Raw genomic sequence first — 26395 nt, 5'->3', positions numbered from 1 at the left:
AAGCCCGCTCCCACAGGTTTTTGGGGTGTTCACAGAATTTGTGCGCACCTCGGTCATTGTAGGAGCAGAGCTTGCTCGCGAAGACGGTGTGTCAGACAGATCAATGCTGAATGACCCACCGCTTTCGCGAGCAAGCTCGGCTCCTACAGGTTTTTATGGTGTTCAGAAGAATTGTGGGCACCTCGGTCATTGTGGGAGACGGGCTTGCCCGCGAAGAGGCCGGCACATTCAACATTGATTTGGCAGACAGTTCGCTTTCGCGAGCAAGCTCGCTCCCACAGGTTTTTGGGGTGTTCACAGGATTTGTAGGCACCTCGGTCATTGTGGGAGCCGGGCTTGCCCGCGAAGAGGGCGGCACATCCAACGTTGATGTGGCAGACAGTCCGCTTTCGCGAGCAAGCTCGCTCCCACAGGTTTTTGGGGTGTTCACAGAATTTGTAGGCACCTCGGTCATTGTGGGAGCCGGGCTTGCCCGCGAAGAGGCCGGCACATTCAACATTGATTTGGCAGACAGTTCGCTTTCGCGAGCAAGCCCGCTCCCACAGGTTTTTGGGGTGTTCACAGAATTTGTGCGCACCTCGGTCATTGTAGGAGCAGAGCTTGCTCGCGAAGACGGTGTGTCAGACAGATCAATGCTGAATGACCCACCGCTTTCGCGAGCAAGCTCGGCTCCTACAGGTTTTGTGCTGTGTGCGCTGGCGTGTTGCCAGCAGTGTTGCTCGGCGGCGTCTACACTCAATCGCATCAATGGAGGTAGCGCTCGGCAGTGCGCCGGCAAAGGAGTGCGCCATGTCGCCTCGTTCGCAGTTCAATGGCCCGGCCCGGCAACGCGGGGCGATCGGGTTGATGGCGGCTGCCACGCTGAGTGTGGCGCTGGTGGCGATGCTGTTGGTGGTCGACACCGGGCGCTTGTACATGGAGCAGCGCAAATTGCAGCGGGTGGTGGATAACGCCGCGCTGGAAGCGGTGAGCCGTGGCGGCAACTGTCTGCCCGGTTTGACCGCTGCCACTTACGCCGGGCAAAGCGCGGTGCGTAATGGTTTTACCGTCGATGCCAACAACACCCTCGCCACTACCTGTGGTTCATTAGTCACGGCCGCGACCGGATTGCGCTCGTTTACCGCGGATGCCACGCAAGCGGCAGCGGTGCGCGTAGTCGGCAGTCACACCCTCACCACCAGTTTTGCCGGCGGCGTGCAGGCGTTATTCAGCGGCACGGCGGTCAGCCTCAACACCACGCTCAACGCCACGGCCGTCGCCGCGAAACCCCAGCCGACCATCGCCCAACTGAACATTCGCAGCACCTTGGCCACGATCAATACCGCGCAATCGAACATCCTCAATCCGCTGTTTTCCGGGCTGCTCGGCGGCAACGTCAACCTCACGGCGCTGGGCTGGGACGGCTTGCTCAAAACCGATATCAACCTGCTCAGCTACCTCAACCAATTGGCGATCAACCTCAATGTCGCCGCCGGCAATTACACGCAGTTGCTCAACACCCAGGCCACGGTCACCCAACTGATTCAGGCCGCCGCGACGGTGGTGCAACTTAACGGCGCCACGGCAGAGGTGATCACCGCGCTGGGCCAGTTGCAGGTGGCGGCGATCAACGCGGCGCCGGTCAAACTTGGCAATATTCTGCAATTGCAGACCGGCACCACGGCGGCGGGGCTCGACGCCAATCTGCAATTGCTGCAACTGGTGCAGGGCGTGATTCAACTGGCCAACAGCAAAAGCGCGGTGGCGGCGACGTTGCCGATCAGCGTGTTGGGGCTGGCGAATGTCACGGTGAAAGTGAAGGTGATCGAGCCGCCGCAGTTTTCTGCGATTGGTGATCCGGCGCTGGCCAAGGTCGATCCGCTGGGGGCGAACCGGATTTATGTGCGCACTGCGCAAATTCGCACGCTGGTCTCGGTGAATTTACCGGTGTTAAGCGGGGTCAGCGGGCTGACCAACGCCGTGCTTGGGCTAGTCGGTGCATTGACGCCGACGCTCAATGCATTGCTGCACCTGGATCTGGCAGCCACACTCAATTCGGTTCTATGTCTGCTCGGTGCGGGTTGCGAGCAATTGGCTCCAAGACTGTTGCCGTCGCCAAGAATCGATATCAGCCTGGATGTAGGTGGAGCGAAGAGCTACGTCACCGATTACAGTTGCCCGACGGGTACGACTGGAACCAAGAGCCTGACGGCCCACACCGTCACGTCAATTGCCGACCTCAAACTTGGAACAATCGATTCGACCAATGCCTTTTCTTCTGCCGCTGAACCCACCGTGGCACCGTTGGCACTGATTGATTTGGGGATCGAGACTTGCTACGGATTGTTCGGCTGCGATGCGAACAGTCACGTCAAATTCGGCGCTGGCGGCATCGGCATCATGCTCGACACCAGCGTCGCGCAAAACTCGCAAGATTTGGTCTTCTCCAGCGCCACACCGTTCGCCACCCCGGCCAACCTGAAATTGCCGCCGAGCATTCAGGCGGCAGTGCCAACCACCAACATCGTCAACAGCCTGTCGAACACGCTGGCGGGGGTTAATCTGATTGTCTACAAGCCGCTCGGCAGCAATCCGTTGGGCTCCATCGTGACCGGGGTCGCTTCGCTGATCAGCGATGTCACTAATCGTTTATTGCCAGTGGTCACCGGATTGCTGGCGCCGATCCTCGACCCCTTACTCAACAACCTGCTAAAAAGCCTCGGCATCAACCTGATGGACGTCGACGTCGGCGCCAACATGACCTGCGGGCAAACCGGCAAAGCCTATCTAGTCATCTAATCGTCCGCCGCAATCGGCAGTTCAATACAAAACCGCGCGCCCTCGACCGAGTTGCGCACGCTCAAAAGCCCGCCCATGTTGTCGATAATCCCGTAACTCACCGACAGCCCTAACCCTGTGCCGACACCAATCGGTTTGGTGGTAAAAAACGGCTCGAAAATCCGCTCGAGCAAACGCGGGTCAATGCCGCCACCGTTGTCCTCGACCCACAGCCTGACCTTCTCATCATCACGCTCGGCATAAATCGAAATCCACGGTTTGAAGCTCGAATCCTTCTCACGCTTGCTCAACAACGCATCGCGGGCGTTGACCATCAGGTTGATCAACACCTGCTCCAGTTGATCGACATAACCGCGCACCTGCACCTGAAAACCGGTGTCGCTGATGCGCAGATCCACGCCTTTACCGCGCATGCCTTCAGCCAACAGTGACAACGTGCCTTCGATGGCCGACGCCGGATTGAACAGTTGCTGCTCGATCTCCGAACGGCGGCCGAACACGCGCATGTGATCGACAACCTTGGCCGCACGCTGCACCTGCGCGTCAATGCGGTTGAGTTTGTCGGTCAGGTAATCGACCTGCACATCGCCATTACTCAAGCGCTTGAGCACGTTGACGATAGCCATGCGCATCACGTTCAGCGGCTGATTGATTTCGTGGGCGAGCCCCGTGGCCATCTCGCCGAGGGTGGCCATTTTTGCGCTCTGCGTGAGCTGCTGCTGCGAGCGGCGCACTTCGGTGTTGTCGCGACCCACCGCTTGCACTTCGATCAACTGCCCGCGCTCATCGAACACACCGCGATCCGACCACACCCACCAGGCATGTTCGCGGCCAGGCAATTGCAGGCTGATTTCGGCGGTGCTCACCGGGTTGTCCGGGGTCAGCAGCGTCAGGCGCTGGACGAACGCGGCGCGCTGCTCGTCGGACATCCAGGTGCCCAGATCGATGCCCGGCAATTGCTCCGGCGTGCATTCCAGATAGTTAGCCAGTGGCCGGTTGCCGAAAGTCAGGGTCAGATCCGGACGATAGCGGCAGATCATCGCCGGTGAATCTTCGACAAGAATCCGGTAGCGCTCTTCGCTTTGTTTGATCCGCTCAGCGGCCAGCGTCGCATCGGTGACATCCAGCCACAGGCCAACAGCTTCGACCGGCAAACCGAGGTCGTTGCGCAGCAGTTTGGCCTCGTCGAGCAGCCAGTGATAGTCGCCACGGCTGTCACGCAATCGATAACGCGCACGCACCGAACCTTCGCGCAGCAACTGCCGAGTACGCTGGAAATACACCTCGCGATCTTCCGGATGCAGGCGCTCGATCAGCGCCGCCGCCGTGCAATCCTCCAGACGCAAACCGAGCAGCGGTTGCAGGCTGGCGCTGAAAAACGCCGGTTGCAGCGCACCTTCGGCGTAATGCTGCACGTAAATAACCGCCGGTGAACTGGCGATCAGATTGTCCAGCCGCGCATGGGCGGCGGCGGCCAGTTGTTGCTGGTTTTTGATGTCGCTGATGTCGAGCATGAAACCGACCAGCCGCCGGTGTTCGGCGCTGCCGGTGACTTGTCCTTGCACGCGAAACCACGTCGGCGCTTGCTCGTTATCCGCAGGGTGCAGACGCACGCTCAAGGTCAGCGGCTCGCCGTGTTGTTGCAGGGCGTGCAGACCGCTGCGCATTTCCTCGCGATCGGCAGGATGGATCTGCGTCAGCCATTCTTCCTGGGTCAATCGTGTCGCCTGCAGATGCAGGGCGGTCGCCAATGACGGCGCCAATTGCACTTCATCGCCGACGCCGGGGATTTCCCACCAACCGGTGCCGAGCAAAGTCTGTAGGGATTCCAGACGTTCGTGCTGGCGATGATGTTGCTGCTCGCGCAGACGCCCGAGCAACGGCGCCGCCAGTGAACTCGCCAGCCACATCCAGTCGCGCACGGTCAGATAGGGCGCGGCGTGATCAACGTCGTAAAAACCGCAGAGCAGCCATGCGACCACGCCGCGATCATCGCTGTAGGGCACGGCAAAACCGTCAGCGTTGCCGAAGATAATCTGCACCCGCGAATGTTCGTTGAGGCCGTGGTGCGCATCGAGTCGCTGCGGCGCGGTGCCGTTCAAACTGTCCAGCGGCGTGCCCAGTCGTTGACCGTCGTGCCACAGCGTCGGCGCGTCATGGGCCTGGAACTGTCGATAGATTTGCCAGCCCTGTTCCTGTTCATCGAGCAGCGCCAATGCCAGACAAGGGATGTGCCAGCGCTGGGCGATGACTTGCAGTTGTTCGCTGACAATCGTCGGCAGACGCAACGGGCCGCAGTTGCGCAATTGTTCGCCGATTTGCCCGGCGATGACTTGGCAGGCGTCGTGGTGACGCGCTTGCTGGCGTTCGATGAGCAAGTCGGCGATGTCCATCAACTGCAACAGCCAGCCGTTGCCCCAGCGCTGCGCCCAGCCGCGCAAATGCAGCACCTGATCGCCGAGACAGGCGAAGTCGAGATCGAGCAGTTGCCCTTGCCAATCACTCGGCTGGCCCTCGATGGCCAGGCAACTGTGGGCGAGCAAGTAGTCGCTCAGCGGCAACGGTTGAGCATGAGGTTTCTGTTGTTCGAGCACATGGCGCAACGGCCCGGCCATCTGCAATACCGCGCCGTCATCGTCGAGATGAATGTGCAGGCCCAGCATCGGCGAGACCAGAGGCTCCAGCGGTTCGTGAGCGACGACCGCTGAACGCTTGAGCAACCGCCCGAAGAGTTTATCGCCCGCCGTCAAAATTGCAGACTCGATTGGGCGGTCAGATTGGTCGGCAGGCTGGGCACGGTGCCAACCCCCGGCAGCACCAGAAACGGCAGCACCTGATTGAGTTTGCTGACCGGGTAATTGACGCTGACGGTGAGCGTGCCGTTGAGACCTTTAGTGCTGTCGAAAACCGCGCTGGTATCGGTGCCAATCACTAAATTGAACGACGACGGCACCCAAGACAATTGTTGAGTCAGCGCTGCATTCGCAGCATTGACGACCGCCGTCGCATAACCGGGCGTCGTCGGGTCAATGGCGACGCTACGGCGCACGGCTTCAGCTGTGGCCTGATTGAATGATTGCATCATCACGAACGGCAGGCTGTAGCTGATCAAGCCGTAAAACACTGCAAAAAAGATCACGAACACCAGGGCGAATTCAATCGCCACCGCACCTTTTTGCGACTTCCGAAAGCCGTTTTTCATGAGTGCGTCTACCCTGACAGTCACTGCGTAGTATCAGCATAGAATCATTCAGCAAAAACGGACGGTTTTTACCGGATGCAGAGTTTTATCCTTCTCGTATGGCTGCTGGTTTGCGCCGCTCAGGACGCCCGGCAGCGGCGCATCACCAATCTCTTGACCGTCGGTGTCGGTGCATTGGCGCTGGGGTTTTTATTGGCCACCGGCAGCACCTGGCTGGGTGCTCAGGCCGGGCAGGGCGGCTGGGCGGTTTTGTTGGCGTTGGCGTTCACCCTGCCGGGTTATTTGATGGGCCGCATGGGCGCCGGTGATGTGAAACTAATGACAGCTCTGGGCCTTGCGACGGACGGTATTTTCGTTCTTTGGACATTTATCGGCGCCGGTATCGCCAGCGTGCTCTGGCTGCTGCTCGCGCCAAGAGTCTGGCTGCATATGAGTCAAGGGCTTAGAGATCGTCTTCGATATTTGGGCCCGGGATCGTCAAAAAAGCTGCCATTTGCGCCGTTTGTGCTGCTCGGCACGGGGCTGGCTTTCTATTGGATCCACTAGTCGCCGGGTGCCACTAGTTCTATGTACATAGTCGGAAAGTACGTCTACTTTCAAAGGAGCTGGTTATACAGCCAAGGGCTGTCAGTACAGGAATGGTCAGCTTTGGCCTAGGGCATGGAGTGGCACGTGAACAAGCTTACGTCTGCGGTAAAAGTCCTCGTGGTTGATGATCAACCCTTGATTGTCGAGGAGTTGTGCGAGTTTCTCGAGTCCAGCGGTTATCGCTGCGTCCCCTGCGTTTCCAGCCAAGAGGCGATCGAGCGTTTTACTGAAGACGCGCAGATTGGTCTGGTGTTGTGCGACCTGCACATGCCGGGGATGGACGGCATTGAACTGGTGCAGGCGTTGCAGCGCCTGGCCGGCAAGCAGCGGGCGTTCGAGGCGATCATGTTGACCGGGCGCGCGGACAAGCAGGACGTGATCAAGGCGTTGCGCGCGGGGATTGCTGATTATTATCAGAAGCCGATTGATCTGGCGGAGTTGCTGGAGGGTTTGCAGCGTCAGGAGTTGGCGTTGCAGGAGCGGCACAAGAATGTGCAGCTTGGGCATTTGAATCAGAAGTTGCAGTTTTTGTCTGAGTCGATTGATGACCTTTATCAGGATCTGGATAAGGTTCGGCGTAGTCCTGCGACGGTGGTGCGGGATAGGTTGGGTGGGGAGGTTGAGGCGGCGGAGATGCCGGAGATTTTCAATCAGTTGTCGCCACGGCAGTTGGATGTGGCGCGGTTGGTGGGGAAGGGGCAGACGAATTATCAGATTGCTTGTGAGTTGGGGATTACCGAGAACACGGTGAAGCTTTATGTTTCGCAGGTTTTAAGGTTGACGCATATGCATAATCGGACGCAGTTGGCGTTGGCGCTTTCGCCTGGCGGCGGTGCGGGGCGGGGGCGGGTTACGGCGCATTGATGGGTGTATATCCGGTATTTGTGTGATGGCGGATTAGGGTTCCGCCCTTACGGCGGGTCACTTTGGCAAACGCCCCAAAGTAACCAAAGGTCTTTGCCCTGACGTCCGGCCCTCGCTAAGGCTCGGGTTCCTTCGCTCCGGGTTCATCCGGGGGCATCGCCTACGGTTTGCTTCGCTGCACCTCCTCTCGATGCTTTCCCCGTATGAATCCCTCCCGCTCAGCCTCCCGACGGGCTCTAAGATCAAAATCAAAAGCAGGCGAGCTGACACTCGGCCTAGTGGTTGGCGTGGATCGCCGCGATTTCATGTAGGAGCTGCCGAAGGCTGCGATCTTTTGATCTTCGTTGGATTCGCCCCTCACCCCAGCCCTCTCCCGAGGGAGAGGGGGCCGATTTTTGGGCTTTTCAAAACTTGAGTTCAACTCGGTATCCCACGTCGGCGTACCTTGCCCAAACACCTCGGTCAGTCCCCTCTCCCTCTGGGAGAGGGCTAGGGTGAGGGGCTTTTGATCCAAGCTTTAAAACTCAAGTTCGGCTCGGTATCCCACGTCGGCGTACCTTGCCCAAACACCCGGGTCAGTCCCCTCTCCCTCTGGGAGAGGGCTAGGGTGAGGGGCTTTTGATCCAAGCTTTAAAACTCAAGTTCGGCTCGGTATTTCACGTCGGCGTAACTTGCCCAAACACCTTGATCAGTCCCCTCTCCCTCCGGGAGAGGGCTAGGGTGAGGGTTTGCTTTTGGTTGTTTAAAAGTGTGTGAAATTTGTCGAACGTTCCCACAGGGTTTTCAGGTTGTCCGTCGGACGCGCGCGCTCTAGTCTCTGCCTGTCGCTGCCAATTCAGCGACCAGGTGTGGAAACCTGTATCAAGTAGATGCATTGCATCGCTACCGTAATCATTGTCGGCGTCTTCTTTCGTCTGCAAACTGTGTCGCGGCGGCTGTGCGTGGGCAGACTTTGGTCTGGCCGGTTGCCTACTTATCGGTTTTCCACCCTGCGTACAGCTGCCACCTTTTGTCGTGTGGAAACGGCAAGAGTTGGCTCTCACTAGGAAGTAGGAGCTTTTCATGGACAAACTGATTCCCGATCCCCCGCACGACGTCACCACCCCACTCGCCGAAGCCATCCGCGCCGACGATCAAATCAAAAACCGCGAAGCCATTAAACGCGCACTCGATTTCTACCTCAGCCCAACACCCGAAAAAGCCTACCAACCCAGCACGATGTTTCTCGTCCATCCCAATGTCGATAGCGAAAGCCTGCTCGCCCACGCATGCGAATCACTGGCCTCGGCGAGTGCCATGGCGAGTAATTTTGCGAATGAGTTGAGTGGTTTGCAGAGGAGTACGGCGTTGGCGATTCAGCAGATTGTGATGCTTGCTGAACTGACGGTGAATCGTGCGCTGGATCGGGTTGACCCACAGGCGTAAGACCGTGTCATCGTTCTTCGCGAGCAGGCTCGCTCCCACAGTTGACCGGGTTCTTTCAGATGGAATGCGATCAAGTGTGGGAGCGGGCTTGCTCGCGAAAGCGTTCGGATGGTCACCCCGCTTCTAATTTTTGGTCTCAATTTTCCCGCCCGCATCCGGGTCATACAAATCCGGGATTTCGTATTTGTATTTTTTGATCCAGCGCTGCATCGCCAGTTCGCGCTCAGTGGCGGTCGCCGGTTGTGGGTTTTTCGAGGCGGCCTGGTTGCGGCTTTGCAGGACGAGCCAGCCTTCGGTTTCCTGTTGTTGCGCCGAGGCGGGGCCGGCGTCGATGGCGTGGGCGCTGAGGGGCAGGCTGAGCAGGGTCAGGTAGCACAGGCCTTTGACGGGGTTCATGGCTGTCTCCTTATTTGATCGAGGACGGCAGTGGGTCGGCGACGACCGCGACCTGGTTGCTGGCCGCGGGTTTGGCTTTGACCGGGGCTTTGAGTTTTTCCGCGCGTTCCTGGGCTTCGGTGAATTGATCCGGGGTCAGTTTGGCGCGGCTGACGATTTCGGCGGCTTGCGGCCAGTTGTTCTGGTAGAGCAGTAAGGTGACCAGGTTCTGCGCCGCCAGTTGGTTGTTTTGCTTGAGTTCGAGGGCGGTGAGGAATTCGAAGCTGGCGTCGTTCAGGCGCAGTTGGTTGAGGTAGACCACGCCCAGGTCGTTGCGGATTTTTTCGTCGGTGGGCGCCAGGCGCACGGCGCGTTGCAGGTGCGCCTGGGCCTGGCCGTTGTCGCCGCGCGCGGCATAGAGTTGGCCGAGGCCGTGTTCGGCTTCGGCGGTCAGGCAGCCGCCGACGAGGCTGCGGTAAAGCGGTTCGGCTTCGCTGCGGCCGAGCAGGCGATAGACCTTGGCTTTGCGCAGACGCACTTCGCTGAGGTTGTCCGGCAGGCTTTCGAGGTTGGCGAGGCTGGCGTGCAGTTTGCCGTCGTTGGCCAGGTCGTCCGCCAGGTTCAGCGCCAGTTCCTGTTCCGAGGACAGTTTGCTGCAACTGGACGGCGACAGCAGCGACGTCCACGGCGCCTGGCCGTTGGTGGCGCAACCGCCGAGCAGCAGCAGACTGGCGATGACTATCAGTACTTTCATCAAACACGCTCCATGAGTCGGATTCAGGATGCAAACGCCCGGGTAATCGCAGTGAAGCCGGGGCCGGCGAGGACGATCAGCAGCGCCGGGAACAGGAACAACATCATCACCACCGACATTTTTGCCGACATCTTCGAGATGTATTCCTGCAAGCGTGTCAGGCGCCGGTCATCCAGCAGTTGTTTGAGCGCAAGCAGCGATTTCATCGCGCCGCCGCCCTGTTGGATCAGTTGTTGAAGGATCACGCAGGTGTCGGTGAATTCGTCGACGGCGAGCATCACCGCGGCTTTGTTCAGCTCCTGACCGAGCTCCAGTCCGGAGTCGACCCGGACGAGGATCAGGCGCAGCTCGCTGGTCAGTTCCGGCAGCAGTTTTTGCCCCTCGATGCTCAGCACGCGCAGTGCCTGCTCCACGGCCATGCCGGATTCGAAGAGGATGCGCAGCAGCGGAATGAACGTGGAAATTTCCACCGAGATGATTTTCTGCCGACGCCCGGCCGCGTAGGCGAGCAGGCGTTTGGGCAACAGGTAACCGGCGCCGGCGGCGAGCATCGGCATGATCCAGCGGTTGTCGGCGTGGGGGAAAAAAACTTCCTGTAAAAAAATCGCCAGCCCTAAGGTCAGCAACGGCGTACCGATCTGGCAGGCGGCGAACAGCGCGCGCTCGTTGGCGCGGCGCCAGCCAATGCGGCTGAGCAGGATCTGGGTTTCGCTGTCGATGCTCACCGAGCGCCGGCCAAATCGCGTGTTGCCGAACGCGCGCAACCAAGTGCCGAAGCGGTTTTCGCGCACCAGATGCCCCTGCAAACGCTGGTTGACCTGGCGCACGCGGCGACGCTCGGTGAGCAAGTGGTTGACCACCAACAGCATGGCGCCAAGCAATAACATCAGGGCGGCGAGATAGAGCATGTCAAACACTCCGCAACATGCGCCACAGCGCCAGGCATCCGAACACTTGCAACAGCGCTGCGATGATCAACATGGTGTGGCCGCCCGAGTCGTGCCACATGCCGAGCATGTAACCGGGATTGGTCAGCATGAAATAGCTGACGAGGATGATCGGCAGCGAGCCAAGCACCCACGCGGTCATCCGCGTTTCACCGGTGAGGGCGCGCAATTGGCGGGCGCCCTGATCGCGCTCGCGGATCAGTTTGATCAGGTTCTCCAGCAGCTCGCTGGCGTTGCCACCGTAGCGGTGATTGACCTTCAGGCCGAGGGCGAACATGCGCAGTTCGTCCTGCTCGTACAGCTCGGCAAAGTCGCTGACGGCGTCAGGCAGATTGACCCCCAGTTGTACGTTGCGCTGCACCCGGCCCATGGCTTTTTTCAGCGGATCATCACTGGCTTCGATGCCGCCCATGACCGCGTCGCTCAAGGTGCGCCCGGACTTCAAACTGCGCACGGTGTGATCGAGTAACTGCGGCAGTTGCTCGATCATGCGTTTGATTCGGCGTCGATAAAGGAAGGCGATGTACAGCCGCAAAATCAGCGGCGGGGCGACCAGCATCACCAGCAAACCAACCCAGTCGAACAGCAGATAACCGAGACCAATGGAGACCGCCCACAGGCTCATCCACAAACCAAAACGCTCGGTCGGACGGCCTAAACCTGCGCGCAAAAACATCCGCTCAAGGCCCACCCATTTCGGTTTTTCTTCAGCCAGTTGCGGTTGCCCGGCGGCCAGTCGACCGAGGACTTTTTCGTTGGCGGTTTTGCGTATGCCGTGCAGAAACAAACGGATCGACAGCCCGAGCAAAACCAGACACAAGGTGATGAGAATGACCGGTCCCAGCATGCTCCGTGCTCCTTGCCGTCAGCCCAGATGAGTCTCGTGGCGCAACTTGTCGCCCGCCGGATTGACCGCTTCGCGGAGGAAGCCGAAACCGGTGCGGCGGTCGAGGCGGAACAGGGTGTTGGTGACGTAGACGTCTTCGCGGATGCCGACCACTTCCACCACTTCGCTGACGCAGCGGCGACCGTCGGGCATGCGGGTCAACTGGATGATCACGTCGAGCGCCGCGCAGATCATCTGGCGCAACGTGCGTTCGGCGATGGCGCGACCGGTCAGGCCGACCAGCGTCTCCAGACGCAGCAGCGCATCCTGCGCATTGTTGGCGTGGACGGTGCTCATCGAACCGTCGTGGCCAGTGTTCATCGCGGTCAACACATCGACCACTTCGACGCCGCGAATCTCGCCGAGGATGATGCGGTCGGGGCGCATCCGCAGGGCGTTGCGAATCAGGTCGCTGGCCTTCACTTCGCCGTGGCCCTCGGCATTCGGCGGACGGGTTTCCAGACGCACCACGTGCGGGTGGCCGAGCTGCAATTCGGCGACGTCTTCGATGGTCACCAGGCGTTCGTGCGGGTTGATCAATTGGCTGAGGATGTTCAGCAGCGTGGTTTTGCCGGTGCCGGTACCGCCGCTGATGAGAATGTTGCAGCGCTTGCCGACCGCGTCCTGGAGGAATTCGAAGATCTGCAGATCGATGGTTTGCATGGCCATCAGGTCGCTGCTTTTCAGCATGTCCTTTCGAAATTTCCGAATCGACAGGCACGGGCCGTCGAGGGCAATTGGCGGAATGATCGCGTTGACCCGGCTGCCATCCGGCAGGCGCGCATCGACCATTGGCGACGACTCATCAAGACGCCGACCGAGCGGCGCGAGAATCCGCTGCATCACCCGTTCAACGTGATGCGCATCGATAAAACGCAGGTCACTTTGATGCAGCACGCCGTCGCGTTCGATGAACACCCGGTGCGGGCCGTTGACCAGAATTTCCGTCACCGTTGGATCGCGCAGCAGCACTTCCAGCGGGCCGAACCCGGTGAGCTCGTCGACGATTTCTTCGCCCAGCCGCTCCATCTCATAACGCGAGATCGCCAGGTGCAAACGGGCGATGTATTCGGCGACTTTGTCGGTGACGAATTGCGCGAGTTGCTGGCGCGAACCCTCCAGCAGGTTTTTTCCCGACTCTTCGATGGCATCGATGATGTAGCGGTGCAGCACCAGTTTCAGGCCTTCGTGGTCGGTGTTGCCCACCGCCCCGCGTTGCGGTGAGCCGAAGAGTTTTTCGCTACTCATGTGTTGCCTCGCAGACGCCCGAACCAGGTGACTTTCGGTTTCGCCAGCCCTTCGGAGCGTTTCGCCAGACGTTCGCCGAGGGCGCGCAGGCTTTGCGTGAGTTTTTCTCGCGGCGCCAGTTCGAACAGGCTGACACCCTGATTTTTCGCGTTGAGACGGACTTCGGCGTTGGCCGCCAGAACCGCGATAACTTCCAGGTTGTAGGTCTTGCCGAGGGTTTCCGCATCCGGCGCGACGTTGCTTAAATAGCGGTCGATCAGCAGTCGGCCGTGGTCGAGTTTCATGCCTTTCTCGCGCCAGTTATTGAGCACGGCGAGGTTGCGTCGGCAGTTGAGCACGTTCTGATCGGTGTACCAGAGCAGCTTGTCGCAATGGCTGACAAAAGTGCGCAAGGCTTCGCTGTCGGCTTGCCCGGTGAGGTTGACGACGATGTGCTGGAAGTGCTGACGCAGGGCGCTGAGGAGCATGAACAATTCGGCGGCGCTGGTGGTTTCGAGCGGCTCGTCACTGCTGGCGTAAGCGAGGATACGCAGCCCGGCTTCGGCGCTGGTGAAAGCGCTGTCGATCAGCGTCGCGTCGAGGCGTCTTAGATGGCGCAGAGCGTCGCCGAAGTGGAACGAGCTCTCCAGCCCCAGCAACGCGAGGCTGTCACCACGGGGCAGACCGAGGTCGAGGAGCAAGGTTTGCTGACCGCTCTTTTGCACGACCATCGCCATGTGATTGGCCAACAGTGCGCCGTCGGAGCTGCTCTGCACGCCATACATCACGGTCAGGCCACCCAGTTGCGTGTTCGGTGCCACCGGCGGCAGACGTTTGCTCAGGCGCCGCACCAATCCTGCGACTTCGCTGGAGCGCGAACCGTAGGCGACGAAATCCCGAGCACCGGCGCGCATCGCATTCAGCACCAGTTGATTGTCCATGCCATCGCCGAGGGCGACGATCGCTAGCATCGGTTTGGCTTCCAGCGCACCTTCGATCATCGCGCTCTGCGCCACGACGTGTTCGCGATCGAGGCCGACAAACACCAGATTGGCGAAGGTGACATCGACCAGCGCGAGCAATTCGTCGAGGCTGCCGCCACCGGCGCTGACCACTTGGCCGAGCGGCGCGAGGGCGCTTTGCAGCCATTCCAGATCGGTGCTGTTGCGGGTGATGGCGAGGAACGTCTGGCTCAGGCTCTGGCTCATTGGGACAACCCGCTGCGCTTGTCGAAGTTGCCGTTTTCGAGGAAGAACATGCGATAGAAATTCGGGTCGTAGTTGCGCAGTTTTTCCCCCGGCAACGACGGCAGTTGCGCGTCGGCGGCCAGCGGCTGCACCAAGTGCGGGGTGACGATCATCAGCAGTTCGCGCTCTTCGCGTTTGATCTGCGAATCACGGAAAAACGCGCCCAGCACCGGGATGTCGCCCAGGCCCGGAAACTTGTTCACCTGCGAAGTGTTGGTGGTGCTGATCAAACCGCTGATGACGAAACTTTCGCCGTCGGCCAGCGACACGCTGGTGTCAGTGCGGCGCACGGTCAGCGCGGGCACTGGCGTGCCGCCGATGTTGATAGCGTTGGCGTAATCCAGTTCGCTGACTTCTGGTGCGACTTTGAGGGTGACGCGATTACGGTCGATCACGGTCGGCGTCAGCGTCAGACGAATACCGAATTCCTTGTATTCGATGGTCACTGTGTCGCTGCCGGAGCTGGGCACCGGAATCGGGATTTCGCCGCCAGCAAGGAAGCTTGCGCTTTGCCCGCTCAGCGCCACCAGACTTGGCCGCGCGAGGGTGTAAGCGAAGCCGCTGCCTTCCAGCGCATTGATGATCGCCATGGTCTTGCCGCCGATCCACGAGAAGTTGAACAGGCCGTTGTTCACCGGCAAGCGTGGCTGCGGCACACCATCAATATTCGGCAATGTGCCGGGCGAGCCGAACAGGAAGTTGCCGCGCACACCGATCAACGAGGCGGTGGCTTCCTTGAGTTTGGTGCGGCTGACTTCGACGAAACGAATGTCGGTCTGCACTTGCGACGGCAAGGTCGGATCTTCTGACGGCGGCAGGCTGGCGCCGGTGAGTGCAGCGGTGGCGGCGCCTTGCACGAACACCATGCTTTGGCGCGGTTCGCTGGAGCACGACGTCCAGACCATCAGGCTGGTGGCGCCGGGCGCGACGCCGGTGAGCAGAAAAGACGAACTGCCGTTGGCGTGCACGTCAGCGATTTTCGGATCGCCAATCGCCAGCCGCGTGATCGCCACCGGTGATTGCACATCCTGTTGAAAGCCCTCGCCGATCTCGATCACCGGCGGCATGCGCCCGAGTGCCGAGCAATTACCGGTGGCCGCCCACACGGCGTCCATCGACAGGCCCATCAACAACATGGCCTGCAGCATTGGTTTTAAGGTCGGCCAGCAACGACTCGGCATGCACTTGGATCCTTGCGCAATCATGGGGTTTGTTGAGTGATCTGGTTGCCGCGAATGATCTCCACCGCCGGCCGTGCAACGGCGCCGGAGCCACCGCTGGACGGCACTTTTGGCGCCGCGCCGAGGGCCAGTTGGGTGAACTGGAAGAGTTGACTGTTGGCGTTATCGATGTGGGCGGGCGCCTGACTTTCGCCGGCCCAGTATTTCGCCAGACGTTGTTCTTCACTGCTGCGCACGGCCAGGCGCAGGGTGCCGACCTGGGTGGCGAGCATCATCCGGCTGAGCAGTTGTTCCGGTACCGCCAACACCACGGTGCGCGCGGCGATGCGGCGCTGATCCTGTTTGATTTTTTCGTCGGCACTCAGCGCGGGGGAGGCGGGTTGGCCATCGTTGGTCAGGCCGTATTGATCACCGACGCCAAGCACGCGCATGGCTGGCAAAACAATCTGCGCCGACTGCTGCAAGTTGCTGCCGTCCTGGCGCAGGTAGAGGAGGACATCGACGTAGTCACCGGGAAGCAATTGCCCGGCAGCGCTGATGACTTCGTCGACGGCCACGGTCAGCGCGCGTTCATCGCTGTGGATCATGCGTGCCAGTGAGCCACCGGCGGAGAAGCTTTCATCATTCAGCCAGGTGCCGGCGCTGAGGTGCCGCCACGGTGTGCGGCCGACCGCTTGATCGACGCTGCTTAAGCTGCCGGCCGGGGCGCTGCGCAGTTTTTCGACGGTGACGTCGGCGGCGGTCAGTGGCGAAAACGGTGGCACGTCGTGGAGCAGCACCACCACCGGTTGGCGGGTCTGGTCTTCGGCGATCGCGACAGTTTTTTCAACGGTGACGTTCGGCGCGGCTGGCGCCTCGGCAACAGGTGCCGGTTGACGGCTGAGCACCAGCCCCCAGTAACCGACAAAAACGGCGCCGAGCAACAACACTGCTGCAAGGCCCATGGTGACGCGACTGTTCATGACGGCTCTCCCTTTCCTGCTGCACGACCCACCGCATTTTTCAACGAGAGATTTCGCAATCCGGCAGCTATGAACATTCAACTATTTCGCTATTTCCACGCTAGCTGATCCAAGCCAAAACGCCATTAGTGACAGACAAATAACTGACTAAAGTAGGGGTGTTGGCCAATTAACAGCAGGAAACGGCCGATCACCAATGGACTAATCCTTTGTGATTAATCCGTTCTTACAGTTGTTGGGAGGGGGTTTGTTGACAATGCTCAAATGGCACGGTGGAACCTTGCCGCTGTAGCGTGACATCGGCGCCAAAGGCGCGAAGGAGTGGACGTATGTTTCGTATGACTCTCGACTATCTGCGGGCGCATGCCCGGACATTCTGCAAAAGCGACGAAGCGGCGTCGGCTATCGAATACGCGATTGTTGTGGCGATGGTCGCCGTGGTTGTCGTGGTATTTGTGACACCTGTCGGCGATAAGGTACTGGCGATTTTCAACGTCATTCTGACCAAGCTTGGCGGTACGGCGCAGACCAAGCCCGGTATCTGATCGAACTCACTCTTCCTTTTTCATGGCCTGTGCGCGCTGACGAACAGCGGGCTCAGGCTTTGACGAGGCTGTTGGATTTTCCGTGTCCGGCCAGTGGTTGGCGCGAAGGAGAATAGCCATGTTGCTTGAATATGTGATTGCTCGTGTGCGCTCGTTCCTGGGGAGCACCGAGGCGGCGTCGGCCATCGAGTACGCGATTGTGGTGGCGATGGTTGCTGTGGTGGTCGTGGTGTTCGTTACGCCGATCGGAGCGAAGGTCTATGCCATTTTCAGCAGTGTACTGACGTCCTTGGGCGGAACCCCGCCAGCGGCTCCGGTGCAGACGCCCTGATTGCGATGATGGGCGAATGACGCGCTACACTCGGGTTTACTTTCGGTTTTTCAGGGATTGCCCATGACTGCTTCCTCGCTGCCGCGCCAACAGTTGCTTCTGGTTGACGATGAGGAGGATGCGTTGCTGGAGCTGGCTGAGTTGCTGGAGGGTGAGGGGTTTGTGTGTCATACGGCGACGTCGGTGAAGTTGGCGTTGCATCATTTGACGCGGCATCCGGATATTGCGTTGGTGATTACCGATTTGCGCATGCCTGAGGAGTCGGGCATGTCGTTGATCAAGCGCTTGCGTGAGCATACGTCGCGGGCGCATTTGCCGGTGATTGTGATGTCGGGGCATGCGGATATGGAGGATGTCAGTGATTTGCTGCGGTTGCAGGTGGTGGATCTGTTTCGCAAGCCGATTTATCACGTGAGGTTGTTTGAGACTTTGGATAATTTGTTTCCCAAGCCTAGGGGGGTTGGGCGGGGGTGAGTTTTTGGGGGTATATCCGTTGGTGGGGGTGGGGCTTAGTACGGTTCCGCCCTTACGGCGGGTCACTTTGGCAAACGCCCCAAAGTAACCAAAGGTCTTTGCCCTGACGTTCGGCCCTCGCTAGGGCTCGGGTTCCTTCGCTCCGGGATTGATCCGGGGTTCATCGCCTACGGTTTGCTTCGCTGCACCTCCTCTCGATGTGTTTGGCTGCGCCAAACGGTCGCTGCGCTCCCACCCCGGATCAATCCCTCCACTCAGCCTGCCGACGGGCTCCGAGATCAAGATCAAAAGCAGGCGAGCTGACACTCGGCCTATTGAGTGGTGAGAAGCACGGCTCGTTCGGCTTTTGATCTTCGTAGGAGCTGAGCTTGCTCGCGAAGGCGGCCTGAGAGCCGACCAATCTCCACCTGAACACACCCAATCAAACTGTAGGAGTGAGCCTGCTCGCGATGGGGCCAATGCATCCAACCACTCCCTACCTGAATGCCTCCAACCCAAACTGTAGGAGCTGCCGAAGGCTGCGATCTTTTGATCTTGCTTTATGAAAACAACATCAAAAGATCGCAGCCTTCGGCAGCTCCTACAGGGGGCTCGCGTCATAGCTGATAACTGAAGCTGATGCTATATCGCGTGCGCCGGTTAAACGTATCGAGCGCTTCATCCGACATCGCTTTGGCCGCTTCCAGGGCAACGTTGTAGTACTTGGCATCGCCAAACCGTAATCCCAGCGCCGCCGAGGACAGGCTGTTCGCTTGCAGCGGCAGTTGATTGAACCAGCTGCGCGAGCGATCCAGCACTACATACGGTTGCAGTATCCGCACCCAGCTCCCTTCGCGGTTGTAGCTGTAGTTGACCTCGTACGCCACGCCCCAGCCTTTGTCGCCGGACGCTTGGTCATCGGGATAGCCGCGACCGAAATTCTGTCCACCAAATACCGCGCGTTCGCTGTCGGGCACGCTGTCGTCGCTCCAGTACAGAGCGGCGGAGAGCACGCCTTGCCAGTTGTCGAAGAATTTGTCGCTCTGCACCCCGGACAGTCGTGCGCGGAAGAAGTCGAGGTCGATGGCGGTGTTGTTGGTTTTTGCGCCCATGCTGTCGAGGCCCTGGTAGAGGCCGGCGCTGAGGATGCGCAGTTGTTTGGCATCGGCTTTGCGCCAGTCGCCTTCGAAGGCGAGGGCGCGGATGTCGGTGCGTTCTTCGACGCTCAGTGGGTAGCCGACGACGTTGTAGCGGGTTTTGTCGTTGACGGCGTAGAGGCGTGAGCCGGCTGTTAGCAGTTCGTTGGAGGCGGCGATCAGGGGAACGGTGAAGCCGATCGAGTAGCGATCGTTTTCGCGGTGCGGTTTGAGTTCCAGGCCGTTGTCCAGTCGCAGGTTGGTGCCGGGGTCGGCGCGGTAGCGTGAGGCGGACAGGGCCAGTTGTGTGCCCTCGGATCCGAGGAATTGGCTGTAGTCGGCGCGGTAGTAATGTTCGTCATCGTCACCTGGCGGGAACAGGCCGCTGAGGGTCAGTTGTTCGCCCATCGAGGTTTGCGAGTTGCTGCTGACACCGAGCAACGCCTGCGTGCCGTTGCGGTTGTCTTCGGTGGTGCTGAGTGTGCTGGTGAACGGCTTGCGGCTGGCCTGGGCGATCAGGGTGGTGGCGCCGTCGGTGGTGCCCGGTGGCGGCACTTGCGCCTGGATGGTGACGCCGGGGATGCGTGTCATCAGCGTGGTGTAACGTTCGAAAGTCTTGCGGGTCAGCGGGCGTTCGGCCTGGATTTTGGTGATGAATTTATCCAGCAGACCTCTGACGCGGCCGACGTCGCCTTCGACTTGTACGTCGCGTACGTAACCTTCCACCAACACCACCCGCGCAACGCCGTCGTCGAATTTCTGTTGCGGCAGGAACGCGTAGGACAACAGGTAGCCGTCCTGTTGATAACGGCGGGTGATGTTGCGCGTGGCTTCGATCAGATCGGCGAGGCTGGTTTCGCGGCCGATCAGGGGCTTGTAGTTTTCTGCCAGTTCAGTGAGCGGGTAGATCGTGCCGCCTTCGATCTGCACGGTCTTCAGGTTGATCTTGGTGCTCATCATCAACGGCTGCGCGGCGGCAGCGCCGGGATCCGGGACTTGCACGGGCGCGGCGTTCGGGCGATAGGCATCGGCCGGCAGGTTGGGCACGGGCAGGTTGCGGATGGTTTCGTTGGAATTGAGAAAGGTCGGCAGGGTGTCGGCGAGGGCAGTGGAACTGAGGCTGAGGAACAGCAAAGACGCCATTACGCGCATAGGACACTCCGTGGTCATCACAGCACCGGGCTGATTTTTCCTAAGAAAAAAGCGGAAGACTCGTGGGAATCTTCCGCCCTCAACCAAGCGTAGGCGCTGTAGGTGAGGCCGTCGAATCGGCCAGGTGCAATTTAGCGCTTGTTGCCGCCCAGGGCGCCGGTCAGACCACCGAGTACGCCGCCCAGACCACCACCGGTGGCGGTGCCGCCAGCGCCGGAAGCGGTGCTGGTGACTGTGTTGAGTACGCCGCCGACAGTGCCGCCGACAGTGTTGACCGTATTGCCGACGGTGACGCCGACGTTACTGACCAGTGAAGTGACCGGGTTTGTCGCGCCAGTACCTCCACCCGCAGCGCCGGTGTTGACCAGGCCTCCGACAGCGCCGACGGTGGTACCCACGCTGGCGACGGTGCCACCGACGGCGCTGAGAACCGGGTTGCTTGTGGCACCGGCGATGCCGCCACCGAGGTTGCTGACTGCGCCGCCCACCTGTGCGGTGAGGCTGGAGACCGGGCTGCCAAGGCCGGTCGCTGCGCCGACATTTTGCGTCAGGCTGGTGACGGCTGTCGTGACCGGAGCAATGCCTGTACTGACGGTGTTGGTGATGGTTGCCAGGGTTGCGGTCGGTGCGGTGATCGGTGTGCCCGAACCACCCAGAGCCGTGTTGAGCGAGGCGACGGTGTTGCCGACCGAGACGACGGTGCCGCCCGGAGCTGCCAGTGCGCTGTTGCCAGTGCTCAAGCCGCTGCCAACATTGGCCACCGCGCCGCCGACGGTTTGCAGCAGGCCGGTGCCACCCAGACCACCACCGACACCGCCCGAACCGCCACCGGTACCGTTGGATACCAGGCCGCCCGCCTTGCCGACGGCGGTGCCGGCATTGCTCAACGCTCCGCCGACTGTGTTGGTCAGGGCATTGCCGTTGCCAGCGCCGGTGACTTTGCCACCCAGGTCGTTAACGGTGCCGCCGACTTTCTGGATCACGCCGTTGAGTGGAGCGCCCAGACCGGTAGCGCTGCCGATCTTGTCGGTGGTGCTTTCAACCATGGCAATCACCGGCACCAGTTTCTGACTGACCTGGGTGGTTAAGCCGCCGAGGGGGCCTGTCGTCGTCGCTGTGCTCAGGGTGTCACCGAGCATGGTGACTTTTTCGCCGACGCCATCCAGCAAAGGGGCGACTTTGGTGACGATACCGCCGACCACTGGCACGCTGCTGGTTGCGGTGGCCAGTTTGCCACTGACATCGGATACGCCATCACCGACATCTGCTACTACGCCGCCGACCGATGACGCCGTGACGCCAACACCGTTGGGTGTGCTGGCCAGTTTGCCGATGCCGTTGCCCAAGCCATCCCCCAAGGTGCTGACGACATTGCCGGTGGTGTTGGCAACGCTTTGCACGACGCCACCCACCACGGGAACAGTGCTCAGGGAATCGCCGACCTGGCCAACGCCGCTGCCGACGCCGCTGACGGTGGTGCCGACATCTTGCACCAATGTCGTGGTCACCAAGGTAGGGACGGTAGGATTGGTCGGGTTGGTTGGATCTGTAGGGTTGGTCGGATTGGTCGGGTCGGTGCCGCCACCGGTTCCGCCGGTGCCTCCAGTACCACCGGTTCCGCCGGTGCCACCCGTGCCCGCGGTGCCGCCATCAGTGCCACCGGTACCGCCCGTGCCACCGGTGCCCGCAGTGCCGCCATCAGTACCACCCGTGCCGCCGGTACCACCGGTTCCATCAGTACCGCCTGTGCCTCCAGTGCCGCCAGTTCCCGCAGTATCTCCGCCACCACCGGCGCCACCCGCAGCGCTGTCGCTAGCCGGCGCAGAACTGCCGGAGCTGCTGTGATGGCCGCCACCGCCGCTGCTGCAACCGGCGAGACCGAGAGAGAGAACCACTGCCAAAGCGATTGCAGATTTTGACCAGACTTGAGTTTTCATGATCGAGATTCCTTGCACCTGTCACAACGTTCGTTGCCTTCGATGACTCGCCGATTCATGTCGCCGGCAATGTCTTCGCCCGTTGCTGCAATCTCAGTCCAGGCGCGGGTTCTCGCCATTCTCAAGTTGGTATTAACGCCTTTTTATAGAGGGCCTTTTGCAGCGCCTAAGGACTAATACCGAGGTGATAAACGCGCAAAAAAAAGCCTTGAAAATCAAGGCTTGGGTTTTTTCATCGGGCGGGAGGGGAGGCGGGAAAACTTAAGTGATATATACACAATTAACAGGTCGAACCTTCCTGTTTCCGGGATTAACACGACCCTCGGTGCCACCTCAACCCTGTGGTGAGGGGATTTATCCCCGTTGGGTGGCGCAGCCGCCCCAAAATCAGCAATCAGTTTTTTTCTGATACACCGCATTGAATGGACTCACGACTGCTTCGCAGCCGAACGGGGATAAATCCCCTCGCCACAAGGGTTCTGCGTTTATTACGCGATCGGTTGCCATAGCCCGACCATATGCTCCAACTCCCCATTGCCCACCAATCGCAACTCACCACTCGACCCCGCCGCACTCGCCAGCAACGTCACCTCGCTCGGCAGTCGCACCGGCTTGCGAAAGTGCACAGTGATTTCCAGATTGGCCTTGGGCAAATGATCGGCCAGTGCCGCCAATGTCCGTGCCTTGTTCCACAAACCATGAGCAATGGCCGTAGGAAAGCCAAACAGCTTGGCACTCGCCGCGCTCAAGTGAATCGGGTTGTAGTCACCGGAAACCTTGGCGTACTGCCGGCCAATGTCCGCCGGCGCTTTCCACTGCGCCACTTCGCTTAACACTTGCGCAGGCTCCCAGTGCTGTTCCACCGGTTCGCCGTCGAGTTTCACCCCGCGACAAAGCATCTGGCTTTCCGCCTCCCACAACGGCCCGAGTTGGTCGTCCAATGTAGTCAGCAGATCAAACGTTGCGCCCTTGGGGTGCGGCTGCAAGTTATGCACACGCACGCTGACCTGCGCGCGGCTGATCCCGCCCATTGGCCGCAACACGCGAATGCGATTGCTCAAATGAATCAGCCCCAGCAGCGGAAACGGAAACTCTTTTGCCGTGAGCAATTGCATCTGCAACGCGAACGCAAGGATGTGTGGATAAGTCGGCGGCAACAGCCCGTCATCGGCAAAGCCGCAGACCTTGCGATAGTCCGCCAGGCGCTTGCCATCGACATCGACCCAACAGCGCAAACCGCTGTCGGGCAGGGTGGTGCCGGTGATTTTGCGTCGCGTCGCGGCCCGTGCGTAAAGCCCCGGCAGGCTCGGTTCGCGATCCAGCGTGTGCCATTCGATGCTCATGCCTTAAGCCCCCAAAACACTTTGCCCACAAACCCGCAACGCCTGACCGGTGAACGCGCCGGTACCCGGTTGCGCCAGCCATGCGACGGCTTCAGCGACGTCTTGTGGCAAGCCGCCCTGGCCCAGCGAACTCATGCGCCGCCCGGCTTCACGCAGACCAAACGGGATGTGCGCAGTCATCTGCGTTTCGATAAAACCGGGGGCGACCGCGTTGATGCTGATGCCACGCTCCAGCAACGTCGGCGCCCACGCTTGGGCCAGACCGATCAAACCGGCCTTGCTCGCGGCGTAGTTGGTTTGCCCGCGGTTGCCGGCGATGCCGCTGATCGAGGCGAGCAGAATCACTCGCGCATCGTCGTGCAGCGTGCCGTTGTCGAGCAGCGCTTTGGTCAGCACTTGCGGCGCGTTGAGATTGACCGCGAGCACCGCGTCCCAGAATTCCGGGGTCATGTTGGCCAGGGTTTTATCGCGGGTAATGCCAGCGTTGTGCACCAGAATGTCGAGGCCGTCCGGCAGGTGTTCGGTCAACTGTGCGGCGGCGTCTTCGGCGCAGATATCTAGGGTGATCGCGCGGCCACCGAGGCGGGCGGCGAGGGCTTCGAGATCGGTTTTCGCTGGCGGCACGTCGAGCAGAATCACTTCCGCGCCATCGCGGGCGAGGGTTTCAGCGATCGATGCGCCGATACCGCGTGCCGCACCGGTGACCAGCGCTTTGCGACCGGCCAGCGGACGCGTCCAGTCAGTGACTTGTGTGGCGCACGCAGTCAGGCGAATTGCTTGTCCGGAGACAAATGCGCTTTTCGGCGAGAGGAAAAACCGCAGCGGGCCTTCCAGTTGATCCTCGGCACCTTCGCCGACATAGATCAGTTGCAACGTGCCGCCGCTGCGCAGTTCTTTGGCCAGCGAACGCGAAAAACCTTCGAGCGCGCGTTGTGCACTGGAAGCGAACGGATCGCTCAGGGTTTCCGGGGCGCGGCCCAGAATCACCAGATGCGCGCTGCTCTCAAGATTCTTCATCAGCGGCTGAAAGAATTCGCGCAGTTGCTTGAGCTGGTCGGTGTGCTGCAATTCGCTGGCGTCGAACACCACCGCTTTGAGTTTCGGGCCATGGCCGGGAATCCATTCGGTGGCGGTCGCCGGTTGCTCACCGTAGCGGTAAATGCTTTCGGTCAGACGGTTGGCGAACGTGCTGACGCGCTCGGCCAGCGGCCCGCCACCGATCAGCAGCGCACCTTCCACCGGCCGCAGGCGCCCAGCCTGCCAGCGCTCCAGTCGCACCGGCGACGGCAGGCCCAGCGCCCCGACCAGACGATGGCCGATGGACGAGTTGGCGAAGTCGATATAGCGGTCAGACATGGAACGCTCTCCAAAAGTTGGGGTTCAAAGTGTGGACTACCGATGGCAATCAATCGTTCGATCCACGCAATAGGGCCTACGCTAGAACAGCAGAGTAGTTTGCCCCTGATGGTTTTGTTGGCGAACACAAATTCAGAAACACAGCAGAACCCTTGTAGGAGTGACCCTGTGGCGAGGGGATTTATCCCCGATGGGCTGCGAAGCGGCCCCGATTCCATGCTGCGCGATCCATCTGAAACACCGCGAGTGCAGGTTCTACGACTGCTTCGCAGCCGGTCGGGGATAAATCCCCTCACCACAGTGTTCATTCCTACAGAGATCTGTGTGAATCCGATCAATTTGAAAAGGAGTTATTCATGAGTCAGCTGCGCCGCGTCGCGATCATTGGCGGTAACCGTATCCCTTTCGCCCGTTCCAACGGGCCGTACGCCACGGCCAGCAATCAGGTGATGCTCACCGCCGCGCTCGAAGGCCTGATCGAACGCTACAACCTCCACGGCCAGCGCATCGGCGAAGTGGTGGCGGGCGCGGTGCTTAAATTGTCACGGGATATGAACCTGACCCGCGAATGCGTGCTCGGCTCGCGTTTGTCGCCAGCCACCCCCGCCTACGATATCCAGCAAGCCTGCGGCACCGGTCTGGAAGCCGCATTGCTGGTCGCCAACAAAATCGCCCTCGGCCAGATCGATTGCGGCATCGCTGGCGGCGTCGACACCACGTCGGACGCGCCGATCAGCGTCAGCGAAGGCCTGCGCAAAATCCTTCTGCAAGCCAATCGCGCGAAAACCACCGGCGACAAACTGAAAACTTTTCTGCAACTGCGGCCCCAACACCTGATCCCGGAATTCCCGCGCAACGGCGAGCCGCGCACTGGCCTGTCGATGGGCCAGCACTGCGAACTGATGGCGCAGACCTGGAATATTCCGCGTGAAGAGCAGGATCAACTGGCCCTCGAAAGTCACCAGAAACTGGCGGCGTCCTACAGCGAAGGCTGGCACAACGATCTGATGACACCGTTCCTCGGCCTGACCCGCGACAACAATCTGCGCCCGGATCTGACTCTGGAAAAACTTGCCACGCTGAAACCGGCGTTCGAGAAAAGCGCCAAAGGCACGCTGACGGCAGGCAACTCAACGCCACTCACCGATGGCGCCTCGGTGGTGCTGCTCGGCAGTGAAGAGTGGGCGAAGGAGCGCGGCTTGCCGATTCTTGCCTATCTGCGCGATGGTGAGGCGGCGGCGGTGGATTTCGTCAACGGTGCCGAGGGCCTGTTGATGGCGCCGGTGTACGCGGTGCCACGTTTGCTGGCGCGCAACGGGCTGAGCTTGCAGGATTTTGATTACTACGAAATTCACGAAGCGTTTGCGGCGCAGGTGTTGTGTACGCTCAAGGCTTGGGAGGATCCCGAATACTGCAAATTCCGGTTGGGGCTGGATGCGCCGTTGGGGCCGATTGATCGTAGTCGGCTGAATGTGAAGGGCAGCTCGCTGGCGGCGGGGCATCCGTTTGCGGCAACCGGTGGACGCATCGTCGCCAACCTGGCCAAACTGCTGGAGGCGGCGGGTAAGGGGCGCGGTCTGATTTCGATTTGTGCCGCTGGCGGGCAAGGTGTTACCGCGATCATCGAACGCTAGAAGAACCCCTCACCCTAGCCCTCTCCCAAAGGGAGAGGGGACTGAATGGGGGATGCTTGCGAGGTACGCCGA

General features: G+C 60.4%; 22 protein-coding genes. 8 read left to right on the top strand and 14 right to left on the bottom strand.

Annotated elements, in window-relative coordinates; all coding sequences use genetic code 11:
- Positions 1–789: 789 nt before the first annotated feature.
- Positions 790–2778 carry a pilus assembly protein TadG-related protein gene (locus ACIP1X_RS13030; RefSeq protein WP_400752614.1) on the top strand — a complete coding sequence of 663 codons (1989 nt, stop codon included), beginning with the start codon at positions 790–792 and terminating at the stop codon, positions 2776–2778.
- Here the strand turns inward: ACIP1X_RS13030 and ACIP1X_RS13025 are convergent.
- A complete protein-coding gene (locus ACIP1X_RS13025) occupies positions 2775–5528 on the bottom strand; it encodes an ATP-binding protein (RefSeq protein WP_400752611.1) in 2754 nt (917 codons plus the stop codon). The two genes, ACIP1X_RS13030 and ACIP1X_RS13025, sit on opposite strands and share 4 nt — an antisense overlap.
- Positions 5525–5980: a TadE/TadG family type IV pilus assembly protein gene (locus ACIP1X_RS13020; RefSeq protein ID WP_053116921.1), complete on the bottom strand. Its 456-nt coding sequence runs from the start codon at positions 5978–5980 to the stop codon at positions 5525–5527. The genes ACIP1X_RS13025 and ACIP1X_RS13020 overlap by 4 nt, the downstream gene beginning before the upstream one ends.
- A 75-nt stretch (positions 5981–6055) precedes the next feature.
- On the opposite strand from ACIP1X_RS13020, the gene ACIP1X_RS13015 reads away from it, so the two are divergent.
- The 3 genes from ACIP1X_RS13015 (at position 6056) to ACIP1X_RS13005 (ending at position 8857) form a co-directional block, all read left to right on the top strand.
- Positions 6056–6526, top strand: coding sequence for a prepilin peptidase (locus ACIP1X_RS13015; RefSeq protein ID WP_400752608.1), 471 nt, complete (start codon positions 6056–6058; stop codon positions 6524–6526).
- A 126-nt stretch (positions 6527–6652) separates the two neighbouring features.
- A complete protein-coding gene (locus ACIP1X_RS13010; RefSeq protein ID WP_338110716.1) occupies positions 6653–7432 on the top strand; it encodes a response regulator transcription factor in 780 nt (259 codons plus the stop codon).
- Between the two features lie 1062 nt (positions 7433–8494).
- Positions 8495–8857, top strand: a complete 363-nt coding sequence (locus ACIP1X_RS13005) for a DUF6124 family protein (RefSeq protein WP_400752604.1) — start codon at positions 8495–8497, stop codon at positions 8855–8857.
- Positions 8858–8980: 123 nt separating this feature from the next.
- Here ACIP1X_RS13005 and ACIP1X_RS13000 read toward each other — a convergent pair whose 3' ends face one another.
- The 8 genes from ACIP1X_RS13000 to cpaB are packed head-to-tail and all read right to left on the bottom strand — an operon-like array spanning position 8981 to position 16436.
- On the bottom strand, positions 8981–9253 hold the full coding sequence (locus ACIP1X_RS13000) for a DUF3613 domain-containing protein (protein ID WP_053116923.1): 273 nt from the start codon (positions 9251–9253) through the stop codon (positions 8981–8983).
- A 10-nt stretch (positions 9254–9263) separates the two neighbouring features.
- Positions 9264–9986 carry a tetratricopeptide repeat protein gene (locus tag ACIP1X_RS12995; RefSeq protein WP_053116924.1) on the bottom strand — a complete coding sequence of 241 codons (723 nt, stop codon included), beginning with the start codon at positions 9984–9986 and terminating at the stop codon, positions 9264–9266.
- Between the two features lie 23 nt (positions 9987–10009).
- Positions 10010–10894: a type II secretion system F family protein gene (locus ACIP1X_RS12990; RefSeq protein ID WP_400752601.1), complete on the bottom strand. Its 885-nt coding sequence runs from the start codon at positions 10892–10894 to the stop codon at positions 10010–10012.
- Position 10895: 1 nt separating this feature from the next.
- Positions 10896–11780 carry a type II secretion system F family protein gene (locus tag ACIP1X_RS12985; RefSeq protein WP_053116926.1) on the bottom strand — a complete coding sequence of 295 codons (885 nt, stop codon included), beginning with the start codon at positions 11778–11780 and terminating at the stop codon, positions 10896–10898.
- Between the two features lie 18 nt (positions 11781–11798).
- The gene (locus ACIP1X_RS12980; protein WP_053116927.1) at positions 11799–13067 is read right to left on the bottom strand and encodes a CpaF family protein; all 1269 of its coding nucleotides are present in this window, start codon (positions 13065–13067) and stop codon (positions 11799–11801) included.
- Complete coding sequence (locus ACIP1X_RS12975) at positions 13064–14254, bottom strand: pilus assembly protein (RefSeq protein ID WP_400752598.1); 1191 nt, start codon at positions 14252–14254, stop codon at positions 13064–13066. Before ACIP1X_RS12975 ends, ACIP1X_RS12980 begins: the two co-directional genes overlap by 4 nt.
- The gene (locus ACIP1X_RS12970; protein ID WP_212546352.1) at positions 14251–15474 is read right to left on the bottom strand and encodes a type II and III secretion system protein family protein; all 1224 of its coding nucleotides are present in this window, start codon (positions 15472–15474) and stop codon (positions 14251–14253) included. The genes ACIP1X_RS12975 and ACIP1X_RS12970 overlap by 4 nt, the downstream gene beginning before the upstream one ends.
- Positions 15475–15494: 20 nt before the next feature.
- Positions 15495–16436 (bottom strand): Flp pilus assembly protein CpaB, encoded by a 942-nt coding sequence (gene cpaB, locus ACIP1X_RS12965; protein ID WP_053116930.1) that lies wholly within the window; start codon positions 16434–16436, stop codon positions 15495–15497.
- A 338-nt stretch (positions 16437–16774) separates the two neighbouring features.
- On the opposite strand from cpaB, the gene ACIP1X_RS12960 reads away from it, so the two are divergent.
- The 3 genes from ACIP1X_RS12960 (at position 16775) to ACIP1X_RS12950 (ending at position 17786) form a co-directional block, all read left to right on the top strand.
- A complete protein-coding gene (locus ACIP1X_RS12960; protein ID WP_053116954.1) occupies positions 16775–16981 on the top strand; it encodes a Flp family type IVb pilin in 207 nt (68 codons plus the stop codon).
- A 118-nt stretch (positions 16982–17099) separates the two neighbouring features.
- Complete coding sequence (locus ACIP1X_RS12955; RefSeq protein ID WP_159813475.1) at positions 17100–17312, top strand: Flp family type IVb pilin; 213 nt, start codon at positions 17100–17102, stop codon at positions 17310–17312.
- Between the two features lie 63 nt (positions 17313–17375).
- The gene (locus tag ACIP1X_RS12950) at positions 17376–17786 is read left to right on the top strand and encodes a response regulator (RefSeq protein ID WP_053116932.1); all 411 of its coding nucleotides are present in this window, start codon (positions 17376–17378) and stop codon (positions 17784–17786) included.
- A 596-nt stretch (positions 17787–18382) separates the two neighbouring features.
- Here ACIP1X_RS12950 and ACIP1X_RS12945 read toward each other — a convergent pair.
- The 4 genes from ACIP1X_RS12945 to ACIP1X_RS12930 form a co-directional block, all read right to left on the bottom strand.
- Complete coding sequence (locus tag ACIP1X_RS12945) at positions 18383–20053, bottom strand: ShlB/FhaC/HecB family hemolysin secretion/activation protein (RefSeq protein ID WP_400752594.1); 1671 nt, start codon at positions 20051–20053, stop codon at positions 18383–18385.
- 131 nt (positions 20054–20184) lie between these two features.
- Positions 20185–21990 (bottom strand): collagen-like triple helix repeat-containing protein, encoded by a 1806-nt coding sequence (locus ACIP1X_RS12940; RefSeq protein ID WP_400752591.1) that lies wholly within the window; start codon positions 21988–21990, stop codon positions 20185–20187.
- A gap of 488 nt (positions 21991–22478) precedes the next feature.
- Entirely contained in the window at positions 22479–23333 is an 855-nt protein-coding gene (locus tag ACIP1X_RS12935; protein ID WP_400752589.1) for a MaoC family dehydratase, read from the bottom strand.
- 3 nt (positions 23334–23336) lie between these two features.
- Entirely contained in the window at positions 23337–24689 is a 1353-nt protein-coding gene (locus tag ACIP1X_RS12930; RefSeq protein WP_400752586.1) for a 3-oxoacyl-ACP reductase, read from the bottom strand.
- Positions 24690–25045: 356 nt separating this feature from the next.
- Between ACIP1X_RS12930 and ACIP1X_RS12925 the strand changes: the two genes are divergently transcribed.
- Complete coding sequence (locus ACIP1X_RS12925; RefSeq protein WP_400752583.1) at positions 25046–26323, top strand: acetyl-CoA C-acetyltransferase; 1278 nt, start codon at positions 25046–25048, stop codon at positions 26321–26323.
- Positions 26324–26395 lie beyond the last annotated feature (72 nt).

The organism is Pseudomonas sp. NPDC088885 (genome assembly GCF_044750025.1).
Lineage (GTDB): Bacteria > Pseudomonadota > Gammaproteobacteria > Pseudomonadales > Pseudomonadaceae > Aquipseudomonas > Aquipseudomonas rustica.
Note: the sequence above shows the minus strand (reverse complement) of the source record. Positions and strands in the feature narration are given on the sequence as shown.

What these genes read in the sequence shown, in the direction of transcription:
- ACIP1X_RS13030 (WP_400752614.1), top strand. Translation starts at nt 790, where the DNA reads ATGTCGCCTCGTTCGCAGTTCAATGGCCCGGCCCGGCAACGCGGGGCG.
- ACIP1X_RS13020 (WP_053116921.1), bottom strand. Translation starts at nt 5,980, where the DNA reads ATGAAAAACGGCTTTCGGAAGTCGCAAAAAGGTGCGGTGGCGATTGAA.
- ACIP1X_RS13015 (WP_400752608.1), top strand. Translation starts at nt 6,056, where the DNA reads ATGCAGAGTTTTATCCTTCTCGTATGGCTGCTGGTTTGCGCCGCTCAG.
- ACIP1X_RS13005 (WP_400752604.1), top strand. Translation starts at nt 8,495, where the DNA reads ATGGACAAACTGATTCCCGATCCCCCGCACGACGTCACCACCCCACTC.
- ACIP1X_RS13000 (WP_053116923.1), bottom strand. Translation starts at nt 9,253, where the DNA reads ATGAACCCCGTCAAAGGCCTGTGCTACCTGACCCTGCTCAGCCTGCCC.
- ACIP1X_RS12995 (WP_053116924.1), bottom strand. Translation starts at nt 9,986, where the DNA reads ATGAAAGTACTGATAGTCATCGCCAGTCTGCTGCTGCTCGGCGGTTGC.
- ACIP1X_RS12990 (WP_400752601.1), bottom strand. Translation starts at nt 10,894, where the DNA reads ATGCTCTATCTCGCCGCCCTGATGTTATTGCTTGGCGCCATGCTGTTG.
- ACIP1X_RS12985 (WP_053116926.1), bottom strand. Translation starts at nt 11,780, where the DNA reads ATGCTGGGACCGGTCATTCTCATCACCTTGTGTCTGGTTTTGCTCGGG.
- ACIP1X_RS12980 (WP_053116927.1), bottom strand. Translation starts at nt 13,067, where the DNA reads ATGAGTAGCGAAAAACTCTTCGGCTCACCGCAACGCGGGGCGGTGGGC.
- ACIP1X_RS12975 (WP_400752598.1), bottom strand. Translation starts at nt 14,254, where the DNA reads ATGAGCCAGAGCCTGAGCCAGACGTTCCTCGCCATCACCCGCAACAGC.
- ACIP1X_RS12970 (WP_212546352.1), bottom strand. Translation starts at nt 15,474, where the DNA reads ATGCCGAGTCGTTGCTGGCCGACCTTAAAACCAATGCTGCAGGCCATG.
- cpaB (WP_053116930.1), bottom strand. Translation starts at nt 16,436, where the DNA reads ATGAACAGTCGCGTCACCATGGGCCTTGCAGCAGTGTTGTTGCTCGGC.
- ACIP1X_RS12960 (WP_053116954.1), top strand. Translation starts at nt 16,775, where the DNA reads ATGACTCTCGACTATCTGCGGGCGCATGCCCGGACATTCTGCAAAAGC.
- ACIP1X_RS12955 (WP_159813475.1), top strand. Translation starts at nt 17,100, where the DNA reads ATGTTGCTTGAATATGTGATTGCTCGTGTGCGCTCGTTCCTGGGGAGC.
- ACIP1X_RS12950 (WP_053116932.1), top strand. Translation starts at nt 17,376, where the DNA reads ATGACTGCTTCCTCGCTGCCGCGCCAACAGTTGCTTCTGGTTGACGAT.
- ACIP1X_RS12945 (WP_400752594.1), bottom strand. Translation starts at nt 20,053, where the DNA reads ATGCGCGTAATGGCGTCTTTGCTGTTCCTCAGCCTCAGTTCCACTGCC.
- ACIP1X_RS12940 (WP_400752591.1), bottom strand. Translation starts at nt 21,990, where the DNA reads ATGAAAACTCAAGTCTGGTCAAAATCTGCAATCGCTTTGGCAGTGGTT.
- ACIP1X_RS12935 (WP_400752589.1), bottom strand. Translation starts at nt 23,333, where the DNA reads ATGAGCATCGAATGGCACACGCTGGATCGCGAACCGAGCCTGCCGGGG.
- ACIP1X_RS12930 (WP_400752586.1), bottom strand. Translation starts at nt 24,689, where the DNA reads ATGTCTGACCGCTATATCGACTTCGCCAACTCGTCCATCGGCCATCGT.
- ACIP1X_RS12925 (WP_400752583.1), top strand. Translation starts at nt 25,046, where the DNA reads ATGAGTCAGCTGCGCCGCGTCGCGATCATTGGCGGTAACCGTATCCCT.